This window comes from Erythrobacter fulvus (genome assembly GCF_028595285.1).
GTDB classification, from domain to species: domain Bacteria; phylum Pseudomonadota; class Alphaproteobacteria; order Sphingomonadales; family Sphingomonadaceae; genus Erythrobacter; species Erythrobacter fulvus.
The window spans coordinates 198,012-221,932 of record NZ_JAQQXQ010000002.1 but is presented as its reverse complement, the minus strand read 5'-3'; the positions used below and the strand labels follow the sequence as shown (position 1 = coordinate 221,932).

General features: G+C 62.4%; 25 protein-coding genes. 6 read left to right on the top strand and 19 right to left on the bottom strand.

What is annotated here, in order from left to right:
- Positions 1-5: 5 nt before the first annotated feature.
- From OIK40_RS04015 to OIK40_RS04000, 4 genes are all read right to left on the bottom strand, one after another.
- Positions 6-1,196, bottom strand: coding sequence for an efflux RND transporter periplasmic adaptor subunit (locus OIK40_RS04015; RefSeq protein ID WP_273676420.1), 1,191 nt, complete (start codon positions 1,194-1,196; stop codon positions 6-8).
- A 194-nt stretch (positions 1,197-1,390) separates the two neighbouring features.
- Positions 1,391-1,657, bottom strand: a complete 267-nt coding sequence (locus OIK40_RS04010) for a GlsB/YeaQ/YmgE family stress response membrane protein (protein WP_273676419.1) — start codon at positions 1,655-1,657, stop codon at positions 1,391-1,393.
- 153 nt (positions 1,658-1,810) lie between these two features.
- Complete coding sequence (gene sciP, locus OIK40_RS04005) at positions 1,811-2,110, bottom strand: CtrA inhibitor SciP (protein WP_273676417.1); 300 nt, start codon at positions 2,108-2,110, stop codon at positions 1,811-1,813.
- Entirely contained in the window at positions 2,107-2,613 is a 507-nt protein-coding gene (locus tag OIK40_RS04000) for a hypothetical protein (protein ID WP_273676415.1), read from the bottom strand. The genes sciP and OIK40_RS04000 overlap by 4 nt, the downstream gene beginning before the upstream one ends.
- A gap of 100 nt (positions 2,614-2,713) precedes the next feature.
- On the opposite strand from OIK40_RS04000, the gene mnmA reads away from it, so the two are divergent.
- On the top strand, positions 2,714-3,883 hold the full coding sequence (gene mnmA / locus OIK40_RS03995; protein ID WP_273676413.1) for a tRNA 2-thiouridine(34) synthase MnmA: 1,170 nt from the start codon (positions 2,714-2,716) through the stop codon (positions 3,881-3,883).
- Here mnmA and OIK40_RS03990 read toward each other — a convergent pair.
- Positions 3,880-4,230, bottom strand: coding sequence for a hypothetical protein (locus tag OIK40_RS03990; RefSeq protein WP_273676411.1), 351 nt, complete (start codon positions 4,228-4,230; stop codon positions 3,880-3,882). The two genes, mnmA and OIK40_RS03990, sit on opposite strands and share 4 nt — an antisense overlap.
- A 35-nt stretch (positions 4,231-4,265) precedes the next feature.
- Between OIK40_RS03990 and OIK40_RS03985 the strand changes: the two genes are divergently transcribed.
- On the top strand, positions 4,266-5,405 hold the full coding sequence (locus tag OIK40_RS03985; RefSeq protein WP_273676409.1) for a serine hydrolase domain-containing protein: 1,140 nt from the start codon (positions 4,266-4,268) through the stop codon (positions 5,403-5,405).
- A gap of 4 nt (positions 5,406-5,409) precedes the next feature.
- Here OIK40_RS03985 and OIK40_RS03980 read toward each other — a convergent pair whose 3' ends face one another.
- Positions 5,410-6,213 carry a PhzF family protein gene (locus OIK40_RS03980; protein ID WP_273676407.1) on the bottom strand — a complete coding sequence of 268 codons (804 nt, stop codon included), beginning with the start codon at positions 6,211-6,213 and terminating at the stop codon, positions 5,410-5,412.
- A gap of 8 nt (positions 6,214-6,221) precedes the next feature.
- A complete protein-coding gene (pdxH, locus tag OIK40_RS03975) occupies positions 6,222-6,878 on the bottom strand; it encodes a pyridoxamine 5'-phosphate oxidase (RefSeq protein WP_273676406.1) in 657 nt (218 codons plus the stop codon).
- A gap of 140 nt (positions 6,879-7,018) precedes the next feature.
- On the opposite strand from pdxH, the gene OIK40_RS03970 reads away from it, so the two are divergent.
- Genes OIK40_RS03970 through OIK40_RS03955 form a run of 4 tightly spaced genes read left to right on the top strand, consistent with a single transcriptional unit; the run spans position 7,019 to position 10,672 of the window.
- Positions 7,019-8,011 (top strand): DnaJ C-terminal domain-containing protein, encoded by a 993-nt coding sequence (locus tag OIK40_RS03970; RefSeq protein ID WP_273676405.1) that lies wholly within the window; start codon positions 7,019-7,021, stop codon positions 8,009-8,011.
- 23 nt (positions 8,012-8,034) lie between these two features.
- Positions 8,035-8,904: a YihY/virulence factor BrkB family protein gene (locus tag OIK40_RS03965; RefSeq protein ID WP_273676402.1), complete on the top strand. Its 870-nt coding sequence runs from the start codon at positions 8,035-8,037 to the stop codon at positions 8,902-8,904.
- Entirely contained in the window at positions 8,905-9,711 is an 807-nt protein-coding gene (fabI, locus tag OIK40_RS03960) for an enoyl-ACP reductase FabI (RefSeq protein WP_273676400.1), read from the top strand.
- 49 nt (positions 9,712-9,760) lie between these two features.
- The gene (locus OIK40_RS03955) at positions 9,761-10,672 is read left to right on the top strand and encodes an aldose 1-epimerase family protein (RefSeq protein ID WP_273676399.1); all 912 of its coding nucleotides are present in this window, start codon (positions 9,761-9,763) and stop codon (positions 10,670-10,672) included.
- Between the two features lie 196 nt (positions 10,673-10,868).
- On the opposite strand, the gene rfbB is transcribed toward OIK40_RS03955, so the two are convergent.
- From rfbB to OIK40_RS03895, 12 genes are all read right to left on the bottom strand, one after another.
- Positions 10,869-11,915 carry a dTDP-glucose 4,6-dehydratase gene (gene rfbB / locus OIK40_RS03950; RefSeq protein WP_273676398.1) on the bottom strand — a complete coding sequence of 349 codons (1,047 nt, stop codon included), beginning with the start codon at positions 11,913-11,915 and terminating at the stop codon, positions 10,869-10,871.
- Entirely contained in the window at positions 11,908-12,765 is an 858-nt protein-coding gene (rfbD, locus tag OIK40_RS03945) for a dTDP-4-dehydrorhamnose reductase (RefSeq protein WP_273676397.1), read from the bottom strand. The genes rfbB and rfbD overlap by 8 nt, the downstream gene beginning before the upstream one ends.
- The gene (gene rfbC, locus OIK40_RS03940; protein ID WP_273676396.1) at positions 12,762-13,307 is read right to left on the bottom strand and encodes a dTDP-4-dehydrorhamnose 3,5-epimerase; all 546 of its coding nucleotides are present in this window, start codon (positions 13,305-13,307) and stop codon (positions 12,762-12,764) included. Before rfbC ends, rfbD begins: the two co-directional genes overlap by 4 nt.
- The gene (rfbA, locus tag OIK40_RS03935) at positions 13,304-14,209 is read right to left on the bottom strand and encodes a glucose-1-phosphate thymidylyltransferase RfbA (RefSeq protein ID WP_273676395.1); all 906 of its coding nucleotides are present in this window, start codon (positions 14,207-14,209) and stop codon (positions 13,304-13,306) included. The genes rfbC and rfbA overlap by 4 nt, the downstream gene beginning before the upstream one ends.
- 164 nt (positions 14,210-14,373) lie before the next feature.
- On the bottom strand, positions 14,374-14,739 hold the full coding sequence (locus OIK40_RS03930) for a hypothetical protein (protein WP_273676394.1): 366 nt from the start codon (positions 14,737-14,739) through the stop codon (positions 14,374-14,376).
- Positions 14,740-14,997: 258 nt separating this feature from the next.
- Entirely contained in the window at positions 14,998-15,681 is a 684-nt protein-coding gene (locus OIK40_RS03925) for a DUF5672 family protein (protein ID WP_273676392.1), read from the bottom strand.
- A gap of 103 nt (positions 15,682-15,784) precedes the next feature.
- Positions 15,785-17,194 carry a glycosyltransferase family 2 protein gene (locus OIK40_RS03920; protein WP_273676391.1) on the bottom strand — a complete coding sequence of 470 codons (1,410 nt, stop codon included), beginning with the start codon at positions 17,192-17,194 and terminating at the stop codon, positions 15,785-15,787.
- 351 nt (positions 17,195-17,545) lie between these two features.
- A complete protein-coding gene (locus OIK40_RS03915) occupies positions 17,546-19,318 on the bottom strand; it encodes a glycosyltransferase family 4 protein (protein WP_273676389.1) in 1,773 nt (590 codons plus the stop codon).
- A gap of 139 nt (positions 19,319-19,457) precedes the next feature.
- On the bottom strand, positions 19,458-20,231 hold the full coding sequence (locus OIK40_RS03910) for a class I mannose-6-phosphate isomerase (RefSeq protein WP_273676625.1): 774 nt from the start codon (positions 20,229-20,231) through the stop codon (positions 19,458-19,460).
- A 23-nt stretch (positions 20,232-20,254) separates the two neighbouring features.
- Positions 20,255-21,292 (bottom strand): mannose-1-phosphate guanylyltransferase, encoded by a 1,038-nt coding sequence (locus OIK40_RS03905; RefSeq protein ID WP_273676387.1) that lies wholly within the window; start codon positions 21,290-21,292, stop codon positions 20,255-20,257.
- Positions 21,293-21,397: 105 nt separating this feature from the next.
- Positions 21,398-22,600, bottom strand: coding sequence for a glycosyltransferase family 4 protein (locus tag OIK40_RS03900; RefSeq protein WP_273676385.1), 1,203 nt, complete (start codon positions 22,598-22,600; stop codon positions 21,398-21,400).
- A gap of 12 nt (positions 22,601-22,612) precedes the next feature.
- The gene (locus tag OIK40_RS03895; protein WP_273676623.1) at positions 22,613-23,764 is read right to left on the bottom strand and encodes a polysaccharide biosynthesis/export family protein; all 1,152 of its coding nucleotides are present in this window, start codon (positions 23,762-23,764) and stop codon (positions 22,613-22,615) included.
- Positions 23,765-23,921 lie beyond the last annotated feature (157 nt).

The window sequence follows — 23,921 nt, the reverse complement described above, 5'->3', positions numbered from 1 at the left end:
CGCTCTTACATCTTCTGCGGCTGGGGGTTGATCGTTTCGCCCGGGTTGAGGAACCCGCCGGCGCGCAGCACCACCTGTTCCTTGCCCGAAAGCCCTTCGGTGATCGCAATGCCCTGCTTGGTCACCGCGCCGGTCTTGACCCCGCGGCGCACGGCCTTGTTTTCCTCGCCCACGACGTAGACGAAGCTGCCGTCATCATCGGCAAGCACCGCGCTTTCGGGGAGCACCGTGGCTGTGAAACTGCCGCTGTTGATACGGGCCGTGGCAAAGCCGCCGGGACGCAGGCCGGGGGCGAAGGACAGAGCGACCCGCGCCGTACCCTGCCGCGTGGTCTGATCGATCACCGGCGAAAGCTGCCAGATCTGGCCCGAGAACTCCTTGTCCGAACCGGTCGGGATCACGCTTGCGACAGTGCCGACCGAAAGGCCGGCCAGCTGGTCTTCGGACAGTCGGGCGAGCATTTCCATCTCGCCGCCACTGGCAATCACGAACAGCGCGCCGTTGCCGGGGCCGACCGTCTGGCCGGGTTCGACATTGCGCTGAAGCACATAGCCCGACGACGGTGCGAGGACGTTCAGCCGATCATTGCGGGCCCGCAGTTCGCGCAGCTGCGCCTCGGCCACCTTGACCCGCGCCACCGCGGCATCGCGGGTCGCGGTAAGGCGATCGACATCGGCCTTGGAGACGAAGCCACGCTCAACCAGTTGCAGCGCGCGATCGAGATTTGCCTGCGCAAGATTGGCATCGGCGCGGGCAACCTCGATCTGGGCGGCCTGCGCTTCGGCCTGCTGGACCTGCACCGAACGATCGATCACGGCCAGCACCTGACCCTGCTGCACCCAGTCGCCCGCGTCGACAGTGACGCGCATCACCTGCCCGCCCTCGCCCACGGCGCCGACCGGCATCGGGCGACGCGCGGCGATAGTGCCGGGCGCTTCGATCACGCCGGCAACCGTTGTCTGGCCGGGTGTAATGACAGTCACCACCGGGGCCTGCGAATTGTCGTCGCCTGCGGGCACCGGTTCTCCGCCGGCAAGGGCGAAATAGACGCCGATCGCCAGCAAAAGGCCGAACAGGCCGATCCCGCCGACAATCAGCCAGCGCGGCACCCGCGGGGCGGACAGCGTCCGTGCATCGGCATATTCGGTCGTCACCCCGTCGGCAGCTTCGGCCCGGATGGTGGTCTCGTAATTCATTGCCATTCCCTCGTCGGGGCCTTCCGCTTGCGCGCGGAATGGCGACCCCTGAGTGTATTATCTCGGTAAGTCACCGAGCGCAACGCCTGATAGTCCGGGGTGCGTGCGGGGACAATCCGTGCATCGACGGGTGACTTTGAGCTTAGACGAAGGGCGCGGGAGACGGTTCCCCGAAGCGCGGCAAGGGCTCCCGTTCAGCGCAGACGACCGCGCTTGATCAGGTTGACCACACCGAGCAGCACGACCGCGCCCAGCACCGCGACCAGCAGGCCGGTGATCGAGAATTCCTGCACGCTGCCGCTGATCCCCAGCAGCGGACCTGCAATCGCGTTGCCGACGACCGAGCCGACGCAGCCGACCACGATATTCGCCAGAATGCCCATAGAGGCATCGCGGTTCATCACCAGACTGGCCAGCCAGCCGGCAATCCCGCCAACGATCAATGCGATAATCCATCCCATGGTTTTGCTCCCTTTATCCTGCGCACGCGAAAAACCCGCGCGCCCTGCGGATGTGCGAAGTGACGCACTTCGTCGCATGGATGCAACGGGCTAAGGACAGAAAGGGTATCAGGCAGGACGAAGCGAGCAACCGGGCACGGGGCCCGGCGCCGATCAGTATTTCAACTGGCGCTGGTAGAGATCGCGGTAATGCTGGATCTTGGTGACGCGCAGGCCATGCATGCCCGAACGATCGACGGCGCGCTGCCACGAGGCGAATTCCTCGAGCGTGAGGCCATAACGGGCCAGCGCTTCGTCAAGCGTCAGCAAGCCGCCATTGACCGCCGCGACGACCTCGGCCTTGCGCCGCACCACCCAGCGCTTGGTATCGGGCGCGGGCAAATCGGCAATCGTCAGCGGCTCGCCGAGGGGGCCGATGACCTGTGCGGGGCGGATGTCCTGGTTTTCCATCATTGCTCTTCTCTCGCATCGCCTCCGGGCGCATCCGTAACACTCTTGGCATCGGCCCCCGATGCCGCGTCGTGCCGGACAGCCACGCATGCGCTTTCACTGCCACCCAAGGCTTTAGAGGCGTCTAAAGCATCAAGGTTAATGGCAAGTTGGTTATCCTCGATCATGGCAAAGTAACTTGCCGCTGCATCGCCGAAGCTGGCCGCGACCGCCTCGATCCGGCCTTGCGATTCGCCACGCATCAACAGACGCAGGTCACGCGCAGCATTGAGCCGGGCGGTGATCTCGCTCCATTCGACCGCTTTCAGCGCATCGCCGGCACGCCGGGCACCGCGGGCTTCGAATCGTTCGCCCGCAGCCGGCGACCCGGAAGGCCGCAGACGGACGCCGTCGTCGGCACGGCGCCCTGCGGGAACCGGCCGGAATGCGGCGGAAACAGGATTCGCTTTCTCGAACATGCAGGCCGCTTCTAACCCGAGTGCGTCAAGATCGGGTAAAACCGCCATTTACTCCCGCTTAGGAATAGTGCGGGGCGCAGAAGAACCTTGGCGAGCGCCGCGGGACTGGCGAAAGCCGGACGGCGTCGCTATATGGCAGCCCGTTTCCATGGATACGCCGACACTTCCCAAGGCCGGCCTGCTGAGCGGGCCCGACGCCGCCGCGCTGTTCGATCTGCCGCGCCCGGCCGCCGACTGCCGCATTGTCGTGGCGATGAGCGGCGGGGTCGATTCGTCGGTCGTCGCCGCGCTTGCCGCCGCGAGCGGGGCTGAAGTGATCGGCATCACGCTCCAGCTTTATGATTATGGCGCTGCGACGGGCCGCAAAGGCGCTTGCTGCGCCGGCGACGATATCCGCGATGCGCGTGCGGTGGCCGACCGGCTCGGCATAGCGCATTACGTGTTCGACCATGAAAGCGCCTTCCGCGAGGAAGTGGTCGAACAGTTCGCCGACGAATATCTCGCCGGACGCACACCTGTCCCCTGCATCCGCTGCAACATGGGGCCGAAATTCACCGATCTGTTCCGCATGGCACGCGAGCTTGGCGCGGATTGCCTTGCCACCGGACATTATGTGCGCCGCGTGATGACGGCAGACGGCCCGCAGCTCCATCGCGCCTTCGATCCGGCGCGCGATCAGTCGTACTTCCTTTATGGCACCACCGAAGCACAGCTCGATTACCTGCGCTTTCCGCTGGGCGGCATGCCCAAGCCGCAGGTTCGCGAGCTCGCCGAGGCCGCAGGCCTGCGCAATGCCGCCAAGCCGGATTCGCAGGACATCTGCTTCGTGCCCGACGGCAATTACGCCAAGATCGTCACCAAGGTGCGACCCGAAGGCGCGGCTCCCGGCAATATCGTCCATGCGGCAACCGGCGCAGTGCTGGGCGAACACAAGGGCATCGTCCATTTCACCGTGGGCCAGAGGAAAGGCCTCGAGATCGGCGGCCAGCCGGAACCGCTCTACGTGATCGGCCTCGATGCCGCAGCGCGCGAAGTGCGGGTCGGGCCCAAGCGGATGCTGGCGGTCCATGCCGCGCGCCTGACCGAGACGAACCGCATTGGGCTCCTGCCGGACGAGCCTCTGACCGCCAAGGTCCGCAGCCTTGCCAAGCCGGTACCGGTCACACTGGAAGGGCCGCTGGGCGACGGGAGCTCAACCACGATCCGCTTTGCCACTCCCGAATTCGGTGTCGCGCCTGGGCAGGCTGCGGTTATCTATGCCGGGGAGCGGGTGATCGGCGGCGGCTGGATCGATTCGACGGAGAAGGTGGAGAGTTAATCCTCCCACTTCTCCAACACGCAGCCATAGCCTTCGCGATAGGTTGCGGTGGTTTCGGCCACCAGCGGGAAACGCGCGGTGACGCTTTTGGCCTCCGGATCATCGCGGAGCGTGACTGCCTCCATTCCCAGCAATTTGTCCTTGGCGCAGTCTTCGAGGCTGCGGCCCGCGACGAAACGGCATGAACACGCGACCCGCGCGGCATAGGCCGATCCGATCGCGCCATAGCCGTCGATCGGCTCGCGAAACGCCCATACCGCCCCGCCTGCGCCGAGCGCGATCAGCGCCAGCAGCCACAGCCCGTAACGCGCGCGGCCGGAAGTTCGGGGGGTGGAGGATTTCGCCATTGCCAAGCCTTGTTGCTTCGGGAATTGAGGGCCCGATGACCCCTGCCGAACACCTCCATAACCGCGCCACGCTGCTCGCGCCAGCCCTGCTCCTGCTTGCCGGTTGCGGCGCGGCGCCGCCCGCCGAAGCGCCGCTTTCGGAGGCCGCGATGGACGCCGTCACCGCCGATGCCGGCGCGCCGAAGGACCAGCTCGCAAGGGCAATCGACGATCTGTTTACGGCACCGGGCGTGGGAGAAACCCGTGCGGTGGTGCTGCTGGCCGATGGCAAGATCGCTGCCGAACGTTACGCACCGGGATATGACAAGGACACGCGCTTCGTCAGCTGGTCGATGGCCAAGACGGTGACCGGCGTGCTGATCGGGATGCTGGTTTCGGACGGGCTGCTCGCGCTCGACGAACCCGCCCCGGTTCCGCTGTGGCAGCGCCCCGGCGATCCGCGCGCCGAGATAACCCTGCGTCACCTGCTGCAGATGCGCAGCGGCTTGCGCCACACCGAGGCAGGCGATCCCCCCTATGCATCCAGCGAAGTGAGGATGCTCTTCCTCGACGGGCGCGACGACATGGCCAAGTGGGCCAAGGAGCAGCCGCTGGAGGCCGAGCCGGGCAAGATGTTCGAATATTCGTCGAACACCAGCGTGATCCTCGCCGATATCGCCGCACGCGCGCTGGCCGGCAGCGACACGCCCGAAGCGCGGCGCAAGGCGGTGGCCGATTACCTGCAACAGCGCCTGTTCGGCCCCTTGGGGATGACCAGCATGGTCCCCGAATTCGATGCTTCCGGCACGCTGATCGGCGGCAGTCTGATGCATGCCACCGCGCGCGACTGGGCGAAGCTGGGCGAAATGCTGCGCCGCAAGGGCCGCGCGCCCGGCGGCGAGCAGCTGGTGCCGAGCCGCTGGGTCGAGGCGATGGTGACGCCGAGCCCCGTACGCGCCAATTACGGCTTCCAGATCTGGCTCAATGGCGAGCTCCCGGAAGGCGAGGAGCAACCGCTGTTCCCCGACCGAGCGCCGAAAAGCATGTTTTCGTTGATTGGCCACATGGGCCAATATGTGCTGGTGTCGCCGGAACAGCGCGTGACCCTGGTGCGGCTCGGCCATTCGGGTGCCGAGGAGCGCAAGGCAATGCTGCAACAGGCGGCGGATGTGCTGGAGCTCTATCCCGCCAGGTAATGCCTCACAGGTAGAAGCTGCCCTCCACCACGGTCACGCACGGCCCGCCGAGCCATGCGCGATCCTCGTCGAGGCGCAGCGTCAGATCGCCGCCCCGCTCGCTCGCCTGATGCGCGGTGAAGCTGGCTCGCCCGAGCTTCGCCGCCCAGTAGGGGGTAAGCACCGCGTGGGCCGAGCCGGTGACGCTGTCCTCGTCGACCCCGCCGCCGGGAACGAACACGCGGCTGACGATGTCGGTCTTGTCCCCCGGAGCGGTGGCGATGAACTGGTCCTTCCCGAGCTTTTCCAATCTGCGAATGTCGGGCGCGAGACCGCGCACCGCCGCTTCGTTTTCGAAGAGGTAGATGTTGTAGCCGAGCTCGGAACGGAAGACTTCAAGCGGTTCAGCTCCGAGCAGGCGGATCGCCTCGGCCTGATTTTCGCGGGTGTCCGCGGCGGTGGCAATGGCAGGGAGTGCAAGTTCGTAACCCTCGCCGGCCTTCACTACTTCGAGCACGCCCGACTGCCGCGTGCGGAAGGTCACGCGTTCGCCACCGTCCCGGGTCAGAAGAATGTGACCGCTCGCCAGCGTGGCATGGCCGCACAGCGCGATTTCATAGGTCGGCGTGCACCAGCGCAGCTCCCAGTCGGCCGCTCCGGTCGTCTCGCGGACGACGAAGGCGGTTTCGGCAAACAGGTTCTCTGCGCCGATCTTTACCAGCACGTCGTCGGGCAACCATTCCTCCAACACCATCACCGCGGCCTGATTGCCGCCGAATGACTGCGCACTGAAGGCATCGACGTGCCAGTAGGGAATTTTCTGCGTCATTCAGAACCTCAGGGGTAAAGCAGCGTATCCGACCACGGCGCGTCCGGCGCGCTGCGGGTGAATTCGCGGCGGTCATGCAGCCGGTTGTCGCGATCGATCCAGAATTCGATTCTTGTCGGGCACAAAGTAAATCCCGTCCAGTGCGCCGGACGCGGCACCTTGCCCTCGCTCTCGTGCGCCGCCCAGAGCTCCTGCACCCTTTCGAGATAGGCCTGCCGCCCGGGCAGCGGACGCGACTGGTCGCTGGCGGCACTGCCGACCTGGCTCTTGTAAGGGCGAGAGTGGAAATAGGCGTCGGCGCGCTCCGGGCTGACTTCGGTCAGCGGCCCTTCGATGCGGATCTGGCGGCGCAGGCTTTTCCAGTGGAACAGCAGCGCCGCCTGCATGTTGGCGCGGATCTGCGAGCCTTTCCGGCTCTCGGCATTGGTGAAGAAGGTGAAGCCCCCGCCCATAATTTCGTTCGGGCCGTGGCCCTTGAGCAGCACCATCCGCACCGACGGCGCAGCATCGGCGGTCGCGGTAGCAAGCGCCATGGCGTTGGGATCGTTCGGCTCGCTGCCCTGTGCCGCCGCGAACCATTCGTCGAAAAGGACGAAGGGATCGGTGCCTGCAGGGATCACGCTGTCGGCCAGCTGCGCGTCATCAAGGGGGGGTGCGCCGGACATCTGGGGTTCCTTGGTTGGTGGACTGACAGGCCACATAGATACGCGCACCGCCGGACGAAAGCCGCAGATGGTAAATTTCGGCTGTCGTTGCAGCCTGCGCAAGCTTGCGCATGGCGACTGTCTCACCTAGCTAACTCACCATGCGCGATCCGTATAGCATCCTCGGCGTTCCCCGCACCGCCTCCGAAGCGGACATCAAGAGCGCGTATCGCAAGCTCGCCAAGGAGCTGCACCCCGATCGCAACAAAGACAATCCCAAGGCGGCCGAGAATTTTTCCGAGGCCACCCGCGCCTATGACCTGCTGTCGGACAAGACCAAGCGCGCCCAGTTCGATCGCGGCGAGATCGATGCCGAGGGCAATCCCGCCAACCCCTTCGCCGGCATGGGCGGGCGTCCGGGCTATGGCCGCGGCGGCACCTATGGCGCCGGGCCGGGTGCCGGCGGTTTCCGCGAGAGTGATTTCGGCGGCTTCGGCGCGGAAGATGTGGATCTGGGCGATCTGTTCGAAGGCCTGTTCGGCGGGCGGGCGCGCCAGCAACAGCCTCCGCCTCGCCGTCCCTTCGGAAAGCAGCCTCCGCCACCCCCGCCCAAACGCGGCGCGGATATCCAGTACCGGCTCGCGGTGCCCTTTGTCGAAGCGGCTGCCGGGCGCGACCAGCGCATCACGCTGGCCGACGGCAAGGCGATCAACCTGAAACTGCCCACTGGGGTCGAGGATGGCACGATGATGCGCCTCAAGGACAAGGGTCACCCCGGGCCGGGCGGTCATGGCGACGGGATCGTGATGGTCGAAGTCGGCACGCATCCCTTCTTCAAGCGTGAAGGCGACAATATCCGCATGGATCTGCCGATCACGCTCGACGAGGCGGTGCGCGGGGCCAAGGTCAAATGTCCGACAGTCGATGGTCCGGTGATGCTGACGATCAAGCCCGGTACCAATGGCGGCACCGTGTTGCGACTGGCGGGCAAGGGCTGGACCAAGAAGGCCGGCACCACCAAGGACGGCAAGCATGAACGCGGCGATCAGCTGGTGACGCTTGAAATCCAGCTCCCCGCCGATCTCGCCGCGCTTGAGGAGCGGCTTGAAGGCTGGGTGGATGCTGCCCGCCCGCGGGAGAAGTTCGGCCTGTAAGGCCGGGCTGGGGCGCCGCGCCGGTGACCGATACAGCCTTTCCACGGCGGGTCGTCGAGGTGGTGCGGCGGGTCGCAGTCGGCACCTTCAACGACGGCTTCATCCATGCAGGCAATCTCGCCTATCTGTCGATGCTGGCGATCTTCCCGTTCTTCATCCTCGGCGCGGCACTGTTCGAATTGCTCGGCGGGCGGGAAAACGCGCTGGGATTGATCGACGCCGTGACACGCGCCTTGCCGCCGACCGTTGCCGGGGTGATCAAACCGGTCGCCGACGACGTGATACATGCGCGTTCGGGCTGGCTGTTGTGGCTCGGCGCGGCAGTGGGATTGTGGACCGTTTCCAGTCTGATCGAGACGATCCGCGACATTCTTCGCCGCGCCTATGGCACGCAGGCGGTCCATGCCATGTGGAAGACCCGGCTGTTTTCGGCCGGGCTCACACTCGCGGCGGTGGTGGTGCTGATGCTGTCCCTGTTCGCGCAGGTGGTGATCGGGGCGGCCCAGCAGGTAATCCATGCCGTCATCCCGCAACTGGCAGAGCTGATCAGCACGCTACAGTTTTCGCGTATCGTCCCTGCGCTGGGCCTGGTCGGGTCGCTGTTTGTCCTGTTCGCATCGCTCACGCCGCCCGAATATCGCAGGCGGCGTTATCCCAAATGGCCGGGCGCGCTGTTTACCGCGCTGTGGTGGCTGGCGGTCGCTGCGGCGCTTCCGATGGTGCTGCGGCGCTTCTTCACCTATGACCTGACCTATGGCAGCCTTGCGGGAAGCATAGTGACGTTACTGTTTTTCTGGCTTGTCGGGCTCGGCCTCGTTATCGGCGCGGAACTGAACGCAGCGCTGGCAGGGCCGCAGACCGCATCCGGCGAAGCGAGCGAGGAGAAGGCGTAGATGAACGGTTTGATGGCAGGCAAACGCGGCCTGATCATGGGGCTCGCCAACGACAAGTCGCTGGCCTGGGGCATTGCCAAGAAGCTGGCCGAGCACGGCGCGCAGCTGGCGTTTTCTTATCAGGGCGAGGCGCTGGCCAAGCGCGTGATCCCGCTTGCCGAACAGCTGGGTAGCGATTTCACCTTCGAATGCGACGTGTCGAGCATGGAATCGCTCGATGCCGCCTTCGCAACGCTGAAGCAGCGGTGGGACAGTCTCGATTTCGTGGTCCACGCGATCGGCTTTTCCGACAAGAACGAACTGCGCGGCAAATATGTCGACACCAGCCTCGACAACTTCCTGCTGACGATGAACGTCTCGGCCTATTCGCTGGTCGCGGTGACGAAGCGCGCGGCGGAAATGATGCCGGAAAGCGGCGGCAGCATCCTGACCCTGTCGTACTACGGCGCAGAAAAGGTCGTGCCGCATTACAACGTCATGGGCGTTGCCAAGGCAGCGCTGGAAACCAGCGTGAAATACCTCGCCAATGATCTCGGCCCGCAGGGCATCCGGGTCAACGCAATCAGCGCCGGGCCGGTAAAGACGCTGGCGGCAAGCGGGATCGGCGACTTCCGCTACATCCTCAAGTGGAACGAGTTGAACTCGCCGCTCCGCCGCAACATCACGATCGAGGATGTGGGCGGTGCGGGGCTTTATTTCCTTTCGGACCTCTCGTCCGGGGTTACGGGCGAGACGCACCATGTCGATGCGGGCTACCACCTCGTCGGCATGAAACAGGAAGACGCGCCCGACATCGCGCTTTCCTGACATTTGTGATTAAGTTGCAAAAATCGGCACTCGAAACAGAGCTTTAGCAATGGACCATGTCGGCGACTGCGTCGCAATCTCCAATGGCAATCTTTCTGCTCTAATCGATCCTTTAGGTGCTGAACTCGTGTCTCTGCAAGACTGCCGCGGCCGAGAGTATATGACCGACGCCGACCCGGCGTTCTGGTCGGGTCACGCTCCTTTGCTATTCCCAATTGTCGGAAGACTGAACGATGACGTGCTTCGCGTAGACGGGCTCGAATATCGGATGCAGCAACACGGCTTTGCGCGACGAATGCTATGGAGTGAGATAGAGACACAGAGAAATGCAGTGACATTCCGCCTATCGGATACTGCTGCAACACGCGTGCGGTACCCCTTCACTTTTGAATTAACTGCTCGATACAGCCTCGAAGCGACCCGGTTAAGAGCGACGATCAAAGTGCGAAATCCAGGCCGCCAGCCTCTGCCATTTAGCTTTGGCTTTCACCCAGCATTTGCTTGGCCACTTCCTGATGCTGGGGAGAAGGAAATGCACAGCATCACTTTTGAGGGTGCTGAGGCAAGTCATATCTGTCGCCTTGATGCGGATGGGTTGCTTGCGGTACAAGAAGAAACCCCTCTCAAAAACGGTCGCCTCCCGCTTCATTCAGCACTGTTTACCGGCGGTGCTTTGATCTGGGATCGATTACAGAGCCGGCGCTTGAAATATAGTGGATCCAACGGCCCGTGGCTTGAGATCCTTTTCGATCTTCCGCAACTTGGAATTTGGCAGAAGCCGGGCGCAAACTTTATTTGCATCGAGCCATGGTCTGGACTCGCGGATACTGCCGAGTTTGCTGATGATCTCGCGCGTAAGCGAGGGATCATCCTTTTGCCACCGGGTGACGAGGCAAACTTCACAATGGAGGTGATCGTGCATGAACGACCACACGTTCACGATGAACTATTCTCGACATGAACATTTTGCGTCAAACTCTTACACTCCACGAGTAACACTTGTGCAGGAGCAAGAGTTAACTGTATTTTTTAAAGTATAGCACACACCGCTCTTTAGCGTGAAATTTCCGCTCAAAACTGGAAGGCAGGCGCCGTTCTGGAACGCACCTCCAACGCAGCCGCTTGCGAGTTCGCTGGATCCCTGATCTGCCTTGAATTTAAAGCAGTGCCTGCCACCATCGCTCGTTGTCGAGGTACCAGCGCAGGGTTTGACGCAAGCCGTCGTCGAAACCGTGATGCGGCGCATAGCCAAGTTCGCCGCGCGCCTTTGTTTCGTCGATTGCGTAGCGGCGGTCATGGCCGACACGATCAATGACGAAGGTCTTGAGGCTGCTGGTTGCCTTACCCTTGGCTGCGGGCGCATCGGGGTAGCGCTCTGCCAGGCCGTCGATCTCGGCGAATGCGCGGTCGACTTCGGCACAGATGGTGTCGATCACGGTCATGTTGGGCAGTTCCGCTCCGCCGCCGATATTATAGGTCTCGCCCGGCTTGCCGTTGACGAGGCAGGCCTCGATCCCCCGGCAGTGATCCTCGACATGCAGCCAGTCCCGCACGTTCATGCCGTCGCCGTAGATCGGCAGGTTGCGGCCGTGCAGCGCATTCAGCAAGAAAAGCGGGATCAGCTTTTCGGGATACTGGTAGGGCCCGTAATTGTTCGAGCAATTGCTGGTCGTCACTTCCAGCCCGAAGGTGTGGTGATAGGCTCGCACCAGATGATCTGAGGCGGCCTTCGACGCCGAGTAGGGCGAGTTGGGCGCATAGGGCGTAGTCTCCCTGAAGGCCGGATCATCAGGCTCCAGTGATCCGAACACTTCGTCGGTCGAGATGTGGTGGAACCGGTGCGGTTTGCCGCTGCCTGCCAGCCAGACCGTGCGCGCGGCTTTCAGCAGGCTGTTGGTGCCGAGGATGTTGGTGTCTATGAAGGCATCGGGCCCGCTGATCGAACGGTCGACATGACTCTCGGCAGCGAAGTGGACGATCGTGGTAATGTCGCGATCGCGCAGCAGCTTCTCGACGAGGTCGGTATCGCGGATGTCGCCCACCACTAGCTCGGCATTGGCCGCGCCTTGCAGCGTCGAGCGGTTGCCGGCATAGGTCAGCGCATCAAGAACGATCACGCGGGTATCTGGGTGCTTCGCGTTCAAGTAATGCACGAAATTGCCGCCGATAAATCCGGCGCCGCCGGTAACAAGCAGATCAGCCAAGCTTTACCTCCTCTTCGAGCATCAGGCACAGATTGTCGCGCCAAGGGGTCGGCTGATCACCCAGCAGTTCGCGCGTGGCACTGCAATCGAGCACCGAATAAGCAGGACGACGCGCAGGCGTTGGGTATTCTGTGGTGGTGAGCGCGTGGATGGTAGGGATACGCGGGATGAGACCTCGCGCGTGGGCCTCCTCGGCGATCGCAACCGCGAAGTGGTGCCAACTCGCCACCCCCTCATCGCAATGATGGAATGTCCCTGTCGCGCCTTTCTCGACCAGCGCCCAGATGGTGCGCGCAAGGCCCGTGGCCCAGGTCGGCGCGCCCACCTGATCGGCAACCACGCCCAGTTCCTCGCGCTCCTTCATCAGGCGGATCATCGTGCGCACGAAGTTCGCGCCACCCGCCTCATACACCCATGCGGTGCGCACCAGCAGGTCTTCGGCGCGCAGGGTATCCTCGCCTTCGGCCTTGGTGCGGCCATAGGCGCTTTGCGGATTGCGCTGCGCATCGGGAGCATAGGGCGCCGAGGAGGTGCCGTCGAAGACATAGTCGGTCGAGACATGGACGACCTTGCCGCCCGTCCCGGCCATCGCCTCGACCATGATCCTTACCGCATCGGCATTGATCGCCCGGGCAAGAGCCTCGTCGCTCTCGGCCCGGTCCACCGCTGTGTAGGCGGCAGCGTTAATGATCAGATCGGGTGCCTCGACCACCAACCGCGCAGTGAGCATCGCCGCATCGGTCAGATCGACATCCTCGACATCGATCGCATTGACCTCGGCCCAGGCCGGCGCCGTGCGCTGCAAGGCCCCGCCAAGCTGGCCGCCCGCTCCGGTAACCAGCACTCTCATGCGAACACTGGCACATCGGCAAGCGCAAGCCCGCGCGCATCCTTGTCCGAGATGATCGGATCAAGCCCGGCAAGAGGCCATTCGATCCCCACCGCCGGATCATCCCACGCCAGCGAGAACTCGCTCTGCGGCGCATAGGGCGCGGTGCACTTGTAGAGGAAATCCGTATCGTCCTCGAGCGTCAGGAAGCCATGGGCAAAGCCCTCGGGCACCCAGAACATGCGCCTGTTTTCAGCACTCAACTCCACACCGGCCCATTTGCCGAAGGTGGGCGAGGAGGCGCGCAGATCGACCGCAACATCGAACACCGCCCCGCTTGTGACGCGCACCAGCTTGCCCTGTGGACCCGGGTTCTGGAAATGCATACCGCGCAGCACGCCCTTTTGCGAGCGACTGTGGTTATCCTGCACGAAACCGAGGTCTAGCCCAGCAGCGGCAAAGCCAGCGGCGCTCCACGTTTCCATGAAGAATCCGCGCTGATCGCCTAACACGCGCGGCTCCACGATCAATGGGCCGGGAATGGTGGTTTCGACGATCTTCATGCGTGTGCCGGATTGTCGAGCAGGCCAAGGAGGTACTCGCCATAGCCGGACTTGCGCAGCGGCTCGGCAATCTCGCGCAGGCGGTCCGAAGTGATGAAACCCTGTCGCCAGGCAATTTCCTCGGGACAGGAAATCTTCAACCCCTGCCGCTCCTCGGTAATTCGCACATAGGTCGCCGCATCGAGCAGCGAGGCATGGGTGCCGGTGTCGAGCCACGCAAATCCGCGCCCCATCATCTCGACCGACATCGCACCCTCATCCAGATAGAGCCGGTTGAGATCGGTAATCTCCAGCTCGCCGCGGGGTGATGGCTTCAGATCACGCGCGCGATCCACCACGGTCTCGTCGTAGAAATAAAGCCCGGTCACAGCATAGTTCGACTTCGGCGCCTTTGGCTTTTCCTCGATCAAGATCGCCTTGCCCGCCGCATCGAACTCGACCACACCGAAAGCCTGCGGATCGTTGACACGATAGGCGAACACTGTGGCGCCATCCGAGCGTTCATTGGCGCTCTGCAGCAGATCGGGCAAGCCGTGGCCGTAAAAGATGTTGTCACCTAGGATCAGCGCACTCGGCGCGCCGCGCACGAAATCGGCGCCGATGTGGAATGCCTGCGCCAGACCTTCGGGCCTGGGCTGCACCTCATAAGATAGCGACACCCCGAACCCTGAGCCATCGCCGAGCACCCGCCTGAACTGGTCCACATCGTCAGGCGTGGTGATGATAAGAATGTCGCGAATTCCCGCGAGCATCAGCGTGCTCAGCGGATAGTAGATCATCGGCTTGTCGAAGATTGGCATAAGCTGCTTCGAAACACCACGGGTCAATGGATAGAGGCGCGTTCCAGAACCACCTGCGAGAATGATGCCACGGCGATTTTTGGATAACCAACGTCTGATCATTGGTCGCCTTAGACTCCTCTTTTTCGGTACGGCTAGTGAAATCAATACCTAATAAGTTGCGGTGAGCAATGAGCACATCGAGATGTTCGGGTCAACTTCTGCCAGAGTCCAAATCCAATCAAGCTATTGAAATTTTTGATCAAAGTGATTGAACGGGTCTCCGCCTACATAGGAGGCGCTTCGGAATATCGCATTCGTTGTTTTGGTGTCGGATGAAGCTTTGGCAGCGATTGAGCCGCACTTACCGAAGAACCAGCCTGAAGCGCGACAGGTTCCTGGATTCGCTTTTCGCGGCAGGTCTTGCCTGCCTCATGATCGTCGAAGTCGATCGCGAAGCGCGGACCGAGGTTGGCCTTGATCCTGTCGATGCTCTGATCGGGTTCGGGTTCGGGAAAGTCGAGAACGGCATACCCGCGCTCAAACAGCTCAAGCCATATGCGCACTTCCTCCTCGCTCAGGCCGAGTTTGAGAAGGAGGCGCGAGAAGAGCGGGGGTTCGATGAGAGGAAGATCCAGAAGGGGGTTCTTCAAGGCGCGGATCCTTCAAGCAGCATCACGAACTCTCCCCTTCCCAGCGCGCGATTAGCTCAGGCCGCTGCGAACATGACATCTCAGTAAAACGACGTCGGTGCAAGTCGCGATTCTACGCGCCGAACCCGCGCTGCATTATCAAATGCCGTCGCACTGCACATGGCCATGTACCCTCCTTGCGTTATTCCCTTGTACGTCGGAGCGCGGCGGGCTGGGACAGGCAGAGCAGGAATCACCGCCTCTGCCGCTCGAAGCGCGTCAGCTTGAGGGCGCTGTCGCATCGGTAAATCTGTCGTAGAGGAGACGCATGGCGCGCCCAAGCCCATCTCTCCCCCTGGCACACTGCCTCAAGATACTGTGAAAGTCGTTCCTCACCGTCCCGCGCTCGTCCAACTCCGCATAGATGCGCCAGAAGTCATCGAGGCCGAGAGCACGAGGCATATGCCAGACCCCATGATACCCGAAGCACTGAAGCGGATCGCCCTTCCGTTCCGCCGAAAACCAATCGGCGACCGCGGCCTTCGCGAACCGCAGCCCCCGCTCCTCGAGCCATGCCCGGTTGATCCGGCCAATGGCGAGATCCTCGGGATGCGAGACGACGAAATCTGAGTGCTGGCACGCCTCGAGCAGAGCACGGCTACGCAGCGAGAAGCCCCCATTGCCAACGTCTAGTCCGTCCTGGAATTGCGGCCATGACGCACCGATGTAATCGTAGCTGAGAAATTCGTCGCGCCAGCGTGTACCATTCAGGACATGGCCGTCCCACTGTACTAGCAAGCAATGCGACGTAGTCACGTAAGCTGGCAGGCTGCGCAGTATGAACTCCGAATAGGCGCGGGAGGATGTCAGGGGCTCCATCTGATGCCATTGGGCCGCTTGCGGGAGATCCCGAGGTCGCTCGTGCGTCAATAGCATGACGTTGCCGAATTCCACCTCGTCCATGCTTCTGCGGAGCGCAGCGACCGTTGCGGCGACGTTGACAGACGTCACCGCGACGAGCGTGACCTGCGGAAGCGAGAGGTTCGGTGCGGATCGCCGATACATATCAGATCGCGATCACGAATTGCTCGCTTGCGCGGCTGAGGTGAGGATGATGGTAGGGATCGACCACAGTGTCGGTTCGCCATCGCTGCTTCAGCGCAGCCAATTCGCGTGACAGGCGTTCCGCTCCGACCTTGTCCCTATCCAATCCCCTAGAGACCGATTCATGATGGATCAGCCTTGCGCGCGGCTCATACAAAGACTGCCATCCGCGCTCGTTCAGCTTCAGACACAGGTCGACGTCGTTGAAGGCGACCGGGAATTTCACCTCGTCGAGGCCGCCCACGGCAAGAAAGCGATCACGCTTGACCACTAGGCAGGCCGCCGTAACCGCCGAAACGAATTGCGGCAAGGCGTGCCGCCAGAAGTAGCCCTCGTCTTCCGGGCGAAGGAAACGGTGTGCATGGGCGGCGCCACCCCCCACCCCCAAGGCCACGCCGGCATGCTGGATCCGTCCATCGGGATAGAGAAGCTGGGCACCCACCGCGCCGACATCGTCCCTGAGGGCCTGCACGACCATGCAGGACAACCAATCGCGATCGATCATCTCGATGTCGTTGTTGAGCAAACACAATAACTCTCCGGTTGCCCGATCCACAGCGCTGTTGTTGATGCGCGAATAGTTAAACTCACCCGCATGACGGATAACCCGAATGCCGGTCTTCTGGACGTCCTCTAGGAAACGGATACTCTCCGGATCATCGCTTTCATTGTCCACAACTATCACCTCCATATCCGGATAATCCGTATCTGCAACGCCCCTAAGGCACGCGGCTAACAGGTCCACCCTGTTGCGGGTGGGTATAATGACAGAGACGCGAGGCTGTTCGGCCGGCAAGGCGCATTGCGGGAGTGGCAAGCGGGGACGGCGGCGGGTCTTTCGATGGGAGTGGATCCGGCGGATGTGCTTAACATCGCCGTCTCCGAGCATCAACCTGACGAGCTCGCCATCCCAATCGGCTGCATCGACGGCCGCCATCAGCGCAGCGCAATCTGCACGGACCACGCAAGTTCCTGTGACGAAGTCGAAATAGCGAAAGAGTTCGCAGTTCCAGTCAGGCTTGAAATGCGGTGACATCCGATGCCCGCGCGCGTCGATAAGGTCATCATCGGCGTAAACCACGTTGCCGGCGAACCCGCGGATCCCTCGCCGATAGCCGTGCGCCGCTCCCTCGGACAAGACATCGCCCGACGTGATCGGCAAAAGCCATGGCTTCATCGCCCAGTCGATCTCGTTCGCCAGGCGAATCAGATCATCCCGCGCGTCAGGCCCGATCACAAATGCGGGAATCCCTTGCGAAACGAGCGATCCCAGTGTCGCTTTCAGATCGCCACCTGGCGTTTCCTTGACGAGGGCGATAATCGAAGGGTCATCGTCGATCGCTGCTGGACGCGTCTTCTGTTCCTTCAGCATCCAATAGTCGTAGGCGCGACGGGAGCAGCCCAGCAGAGGAGCGAAGTGCGCAAGCGAGCGAGCGCGCTTGCCTGTGATGTACCACCAGGTCGCGAGAATGTATTTGCGAGGGTGCCGAAGCAGCGCTTCCCAGTGAACCGAGAACGCTAGGAGCCGGGCACAAACTGCCGGCCGGTGAACCAAGCTCACAGCGAATATCCCGATCCCGACTCACGTCCCGAGCGCAGATCGCATCGCACCTCGCCGCACGTGCCAGCTGCCCTTACGCGGAGCAAGCACGTCGGAGACCATCGTGGGCATGCGTCGGTCATAGAAGCGGCTCTTTCGTTGTGTGCGAGTTCTCAACCCGCCTCAGACAAGCTCGCGGAGCCGTCCAGACCACGCTTTCGCGACGGCATCTAACGAGTATCTCTGCCTTATGCGCTTCGAAGCGTTAGCCGCAAGGCCTTGGCGCCAATCCCGGTCAATCACCATCCTTCGCATCAAACAGGCAGCCGCATCGACATCAGGTTCACCCCATTTTTGTCCGGCACCGAAAGGATACTCCCCTTGACGCACCTCCCGCAGGCCCGTTGGAACCAGTGCGGCCGTATCGTCGTCAGCGAAGTCCATATTGCCTGAGTAGGCTGATACGATGACGGGCTTTGCAAGCAGCATGGCTTCGGCAATGTTGCGACCAAAACCTTCGCTCCTGTGCAAGGAAACGAAAGCGTCGAAGGACCGGTAGAGATCCAGCAGGCTCCCGCGCGACAGAGATTTGTCGATGACATGGATCTGTTGATCACCATGCATCAGATCCCCCAGCGCTTGCCAGGCAGATTGATCCGCCATCCCTCGAATGCTCTTTAGAACGAGCCCCACTTTGAACTCACTCGGCGAAAACGCCTTGCGGAAGGCAGCGATCACAGCCTGCGGATTCTTCCGGGCGAAGCTCGAGAGCCCATCGAAGCTGTATCCAAACAGAAAGTGATCCTGCGGCAGGCCGAAGTCCGCCCGCGTCGCCCCGTCCGTGGCATCAGCGTTGACTGCCATCGGCATATGCATGACGGGAATCGGTGCGGCGCGCTTATAAGCGTCGTATGTGAAGCGGCTTGTCGCCCATACCTCGTCGACGAAGTCCCAGGCATGGTCCCACGCCTGCGGCCACTCAGGGAGTTCCCAGGGCCAGACACCGATATTGTATCGCCCCTCACCAATGGCCGGTCCCTGGGCGATGATCGCAGCCAAGGTGGATTCTGCCGTCATGCAGAACAGGTTCACGTCGTATGGCAAATCGGCGGAGAGGCTCGGACTCCTCAACCCTTCATCCTGTCCTGCAGCGACTGCTTCGACATTGCGGATCACATAGGGGATCCCGGCTGCTTCGAGCGACTTGGCGGCCATCCTCACATCTTCGCCGAGGCCGAGACGGCCCAAGGCATGGCCGAAGAGGTTGACGCCCTTTATCCTGCCTTGGCGCCTCCTCCGCAGGGGCGGCGCGGCGAGCGCAATCAACGGGTGTGCGAGGATCGGGTATTCGCGGGCACCTTCCGAACGACACCACGCCTCAAAGGGTCCGGCATCGCACGATTCGAACTTCGCCCGCACTTCCGGCGCGGCGTGCCAAATCAAGCGGCAAATCATTGGCAAGCCCGAGCTGGGGTCGGGCACCTTGAGCGCTTTCGCCTGACGCACGTCAAGAAGCCCCCCGAGGTTTGCCTGCGTCAAACCCTGGGTAAAGACATGGGCGAGAACATCAAGCTGCGCGTCGCCCTGCCGCAGGTCGCTATTATTATTGCAGTTGTGCCGGTACAAAGCGCGCATCAGCCAAGTGACTGGGGTGCAACCGGTTCGAGGCAGGTGCGGAATGGGCTGGTTGGCCATTTCGAAGCCGCCGTCGAGGTCCGGATCGAAACGCAAACCCAGCTCGCGAAAGCCGTGAAGTAGGCACCACCAGAAAAGCCCTGCGCGCCCCTTGGATGTTTTCAGGTCGAACGCATCCTGTAGGTCGGGTCGTTCGCGCCAGATCAGCAGAGCGCGTGGCGGAAGCTCCGCTCGCGGCGGTGCCCGGGTCACCACACCGAAAAGCCACGAAGACCACTCGGCCAATTTGGGAAAGACATAGACGGCGAGCCGCTCCGTCATCGTGTATCCCCACGAGCCGGACGGCTGTCGATCGTGCGGATCGGGAGGCCCTTCGGGTGGCGATGGCAAGACACGGAAACGTCTGCCCAGCGATCGGCAGGGATTAGCGAGGCGCTCAACCAACCGAGGCTTCGCATCGTTAGGAGCTGCGCACCAGCAGTGTTACACCGGCGCGGTCAAAATCAAGCGAGTCGAGCCTGTCGGCATAAAGGCACTCTCCTGCCCCTGCGCGGGCCTTCCCATCGTCTGACATCACTTCGCCCGCCAGCGGCAAGGCCAGCATCGCGCCGTCATACGCGGCGATCGTCGCGGCATCGGGCACGCCTTCGATCCGGTCGAAGCGGAAATGCGGCCCGTTTACCAGCACCTGCCCGGCAGCGATGCTGCGGCGGTGCTCGGCCGCGTAGGGACCGCCGTCGGACACCGCCAGCGCCCGCTTGAGATGGAGCTCGCGCGGGCGGCCGTAATCATAGAGGCGGAAGGTGGTGTCGCTGTTTTGTTGCACCTCGACCAGCGACAGTCCTGGACCGATCGCATGGACGGTGCCGGCAGGCAGATAGAACAGATCGCCCGCGCACGCAGGATGCCAGACGAGAAGATCTTCGATGGTGCCGTCCAGCGCGGCGGCCTCGATCTCCTCCGAGGAAACCTCCCGCGCGAAGCCGATCGCGAGGCGTGCGCCCGGCTGGGCATCGAGCACCAGCCAGCATTCTTCCTTGCCAGCCTCGCCCGGCAACGCATCGGCATCGGACGGGTGCACCTGGACAGACAACTTTTCGGAAGTGAACAGGTATTTCACCAGCACCTGCGACAATTCGGGCGGCGGTTCAAACCAGATCTCCCCGATCCGTTCGCCTTGCGGCGCGACGAAAGGCGCGGGCAGCTGCTCGCGACCCCAGACCTTGGCGACCATGCGGGTGGGAAGCTGGCGCGCCGTCACTGGTTGGCGGCCCCTGGCAATTTGCCGACCGCCTGCGCGCCCTCGCGCGTGGTGACCAGCACTTCGTCGCCGCTGACGATGATGCACACATTCTCCAGCCCGACGGCGGAGATGCGCGGCCCGTCGGTCTGCGCAAACACGCCCTTGCAGTCAGCCAGATCGACCGGCCCGCCGCGGGCGACATTGCCGTTGCCATCCACCGAAGCGGCCAGCGCATCGGCGAGCGCGGCCCAGTTGCCGATGTCGGACCAACCCATGTCCGCCAGCACCATTGCCGCACGATCGGTGTTTTCCATCACCGCGTAGTCGATCGAATCCCCCGCGATCGCGGCGAAGGGTTCTGCCGCTGGCAGGAAGCGCGCGCCGTCATCGCGCCCTTCGCTTGCCGCCTGCCTGACCAGCCGCGCCATTTCGGGGCGGTGTACAGCCAGTTCGGCCAGCAGGTGTCCGGCGCGGAAGGCGAAGATCCCGCCGTTCCAGCTGAAATCGCCGCTGGCGAGATATTCCCGCGCGCCGGCGAGGTCGGGCTTTTCGACGAAGCGGCGGATGGCATAGCCGCCGGGAAGCGGATCGCCGCGTTCGAGATAGCCATATCCGGTTTCGGGCCGGTCGGGCGCGATGCCGAAGGATACGAGATAATCCTGCGCGGCCAGTGCCGCCGCCGCCAACGCCGCGGCGCGGAAGGCGGCGCTATCGGCAATGTGATGATCGCTCGGACAGACGAGCATCACCGCGTCTTCGGGCAATAATGCCGCGGCCAGCGCAATCGCGGGCGCGGTGTTGCGCGCGCAGGGTTCGATAACCAGCCGCGCGCCCGGCGTATCGCGCAACTGATCGCTGATAATGTCGGCATGTGCCACACCTGCCACCACCATCGGCGGGGCGAAGCGATCATCGCCCGCCACGCGGCGCACCGCCTGTTCGAACAGGGTTTCCTCGCTCACCAGCGGCAGGAACGGCTTGGGCAGCGCGACGCGGCTCAATGGCCACAGCCGGGTACCGCTTCCACCGCAAAGAATCACCGGGTAAATCATTGTCGTTCCTTTAGCGATCACAGTGCCAACGAAAGAATGGTCGATGGGCGTGGCCGGTCATGCATATTAGTTCAAGGATCTCGCTGCTCACGTTAGCCGGCCAAATCAAGGCACCGGCTGAAGGGATTCAAGAAAACCGTCAAGCTCAGCGAAGTGGTTACGCCATTCGTGAACTGTAAAGGCCGCCATCCGCCGCAGCTGCCCTTCGCGCCGCGCGCTCATGGGATCCGCATAGTCAAGGATAGCCGCGCGCCACGCAGCATGGTCAGATGCCGGCAGAAGTTCGGGAATACCCTGACCGATTTCACGGAACACCGGCAGGTCGCTGGCGATCACCGGGACCCCGGCGGCCAGAGCCTCCATAAGCGGAATCCCGTAACCCTCGGCCAAACTGGGAAACAACAGGGCCCGTGCACGCCCCAACAGTCTGGCAAGTTGTACGTCATCAAGTGGCCCAACTTCGTGGACGCTGCCCTTAAAGTCCATCCCGTCGAGCATCGCGAAGACATCGTCCGCCTGCCAACCACGTCGACCAACGATTATCAGTTCTGGAATGCATTCCTGCGATGCTAAGCGCGAAGCGCTTGCCAGCAAATCTTGCCACACCGAGAGAAGCAGCCTATGATTCTTGCGACCCTCAATCGTACCCAGCACGACGAAGGTCGCCTTATCGGGCTGGCTGGCGCAAACAGCCGGCAGACGCGGCGTCCCCGGCCAGATGGCGATCGACGGCGGCATCTTTAAACCTTGGGCACGAGCGAATTCGGCGAGCGTGTCGAAAGTATGCACACTATTGGCGACTACGCCTGCGCCCGTTGCCAGCACCGTCCACATCCGTCGGCGATGTCTTTCATATTCGCCGTCGCGGCAAAATTCAGGGTTAGTGATCGGTATCAGATCATGGACCAGGTAAACCGGACGAACACTCCGTTTGCGACACCATTCGGCCATCCCGGTCGCATCGAGACCTGTATGACCTGGATTGAGCCACAACCGCCCGCCTCCGCCAAGGCGATCGCGCAAATGGATCCCGTGGCGCAACATAAGACCAAGTACCTCGCGGCGAAAGCGGAAGACATCTCTTTCTGCCTGGTCCGGGCGCCGTAGGGTTTGGAACAGCGCTTGTGATGCCGTTCGGGGAAGGATCGACTTACCACGGCGATGGATCACAACCGCCTGTGCCTCCGCCGCGTAATGATCAAGCCAAGCAAGGCATATGCGGTCAATACCAGTCGAGCGCGTGCCGGTCCAGCGTCGCCAAACCAGACGCGAAACATCCAATAGCCGCGGCGCATCATTGTCGAGCATCGCGGGAATGCCCTACCTTTGCTGCGCAATAGTCGTCACAGTCGCTGCTGGCAGAATGGCCTGGGAGACTATCCCGACAAAGCGCTGAAGCTCAGCCACGGGAGAATTGGTTACATAGATGAAGTCTCCATCCTCTATGCCGAACTTTTGGGCGAGGAAATACACTGCCGGGTCCTTGAGATCAAAGCTGTAGATCGCTGGATCGCGTAGGTTGGTTAAATCGCTTCGGTCCCGCCAACGAAAAAGGAATACGCCGCGCGGATTGGCGCGACCATCCTGCAGTCCGCCAATCCGCCCGAGTGCCTGTGCTAATGTGATGCCAAATGCTTCAAAGCGGATCTCGTCGTTGCGTCCCGCCGCACCCAGCACTGTAAAACTGTAGGGCTGGTATAGCGCGGTCACTACATCGTCTGTGGCGAGCATGATGTTATTTTCGTTACGTTCAATGATCAGCGACAACGGCATGCGGTAATTCTTGCCGCTCCGCGTCACTTGGATCGTTGTGAGGTTCACAGGCGACTTTACCCCGCCCACTTGAGCCAACGCATCAAGGAGACGTTCGCCCCGAGGTGTCAGCGGGATACGGGCCGACTGGGCAAATTCGCCAACCATCGTGACTGTAGCAGTGTTGTTGCGGACAAGCCGGACCTGCACCTGGGGCGCATTAGCGCGCCCCCGCAGGCGCGCAACGATATCACTTTCAATCTCGCTGAGGGTTCGCCCTCGCGCCCGAACCGCCCCGGCGAAAGGCACGGTGATCGTTCCTTCCGGACCCACTAACAATTCGGGCAGGGTCGTGGGGCGCGCCGTACCGATGGCAGTTCCGATACGGGTGTCACCGATTGAACCTCCAAATAAAGTAGCCGGGGGCGCCTCCCAGATCGTGACTTCCACGGCATCGCCAACATCGACCACAGTACCGACCGGCCTGACTTCTTCAAAAACCTTAGCAAAGGCGGGAGGGGGGCTGAGCACAGGCAGAGCCTGAGCCGTCTCGCCATTAACCTGGATGACCTCGATCGGGATCGGAACCTCCCCCGCGGCGACTGGCACAGAGGTGGCGCTCGAGAGAGAGCGCGCACTCGGCCCAAAAGCCTGGCAAGAGGCGAGCACAAGTCCGACCACGGACATAACAAATGTTCTACCGATGCGGGAAACGTTCATCAAGGGATATCCAAGTCGTACTGGCGGTGTCCGTGCGGGTGCACGTGCAATGTCGCTTGAACATTTGCCTTTGCCATCGCTGCCTGTCGCTGTCAAAGGGCATGGCCTACAAGAACAGGTTTACCAATCGATGCGGAGGCCAAAAAGCGCATTTGAT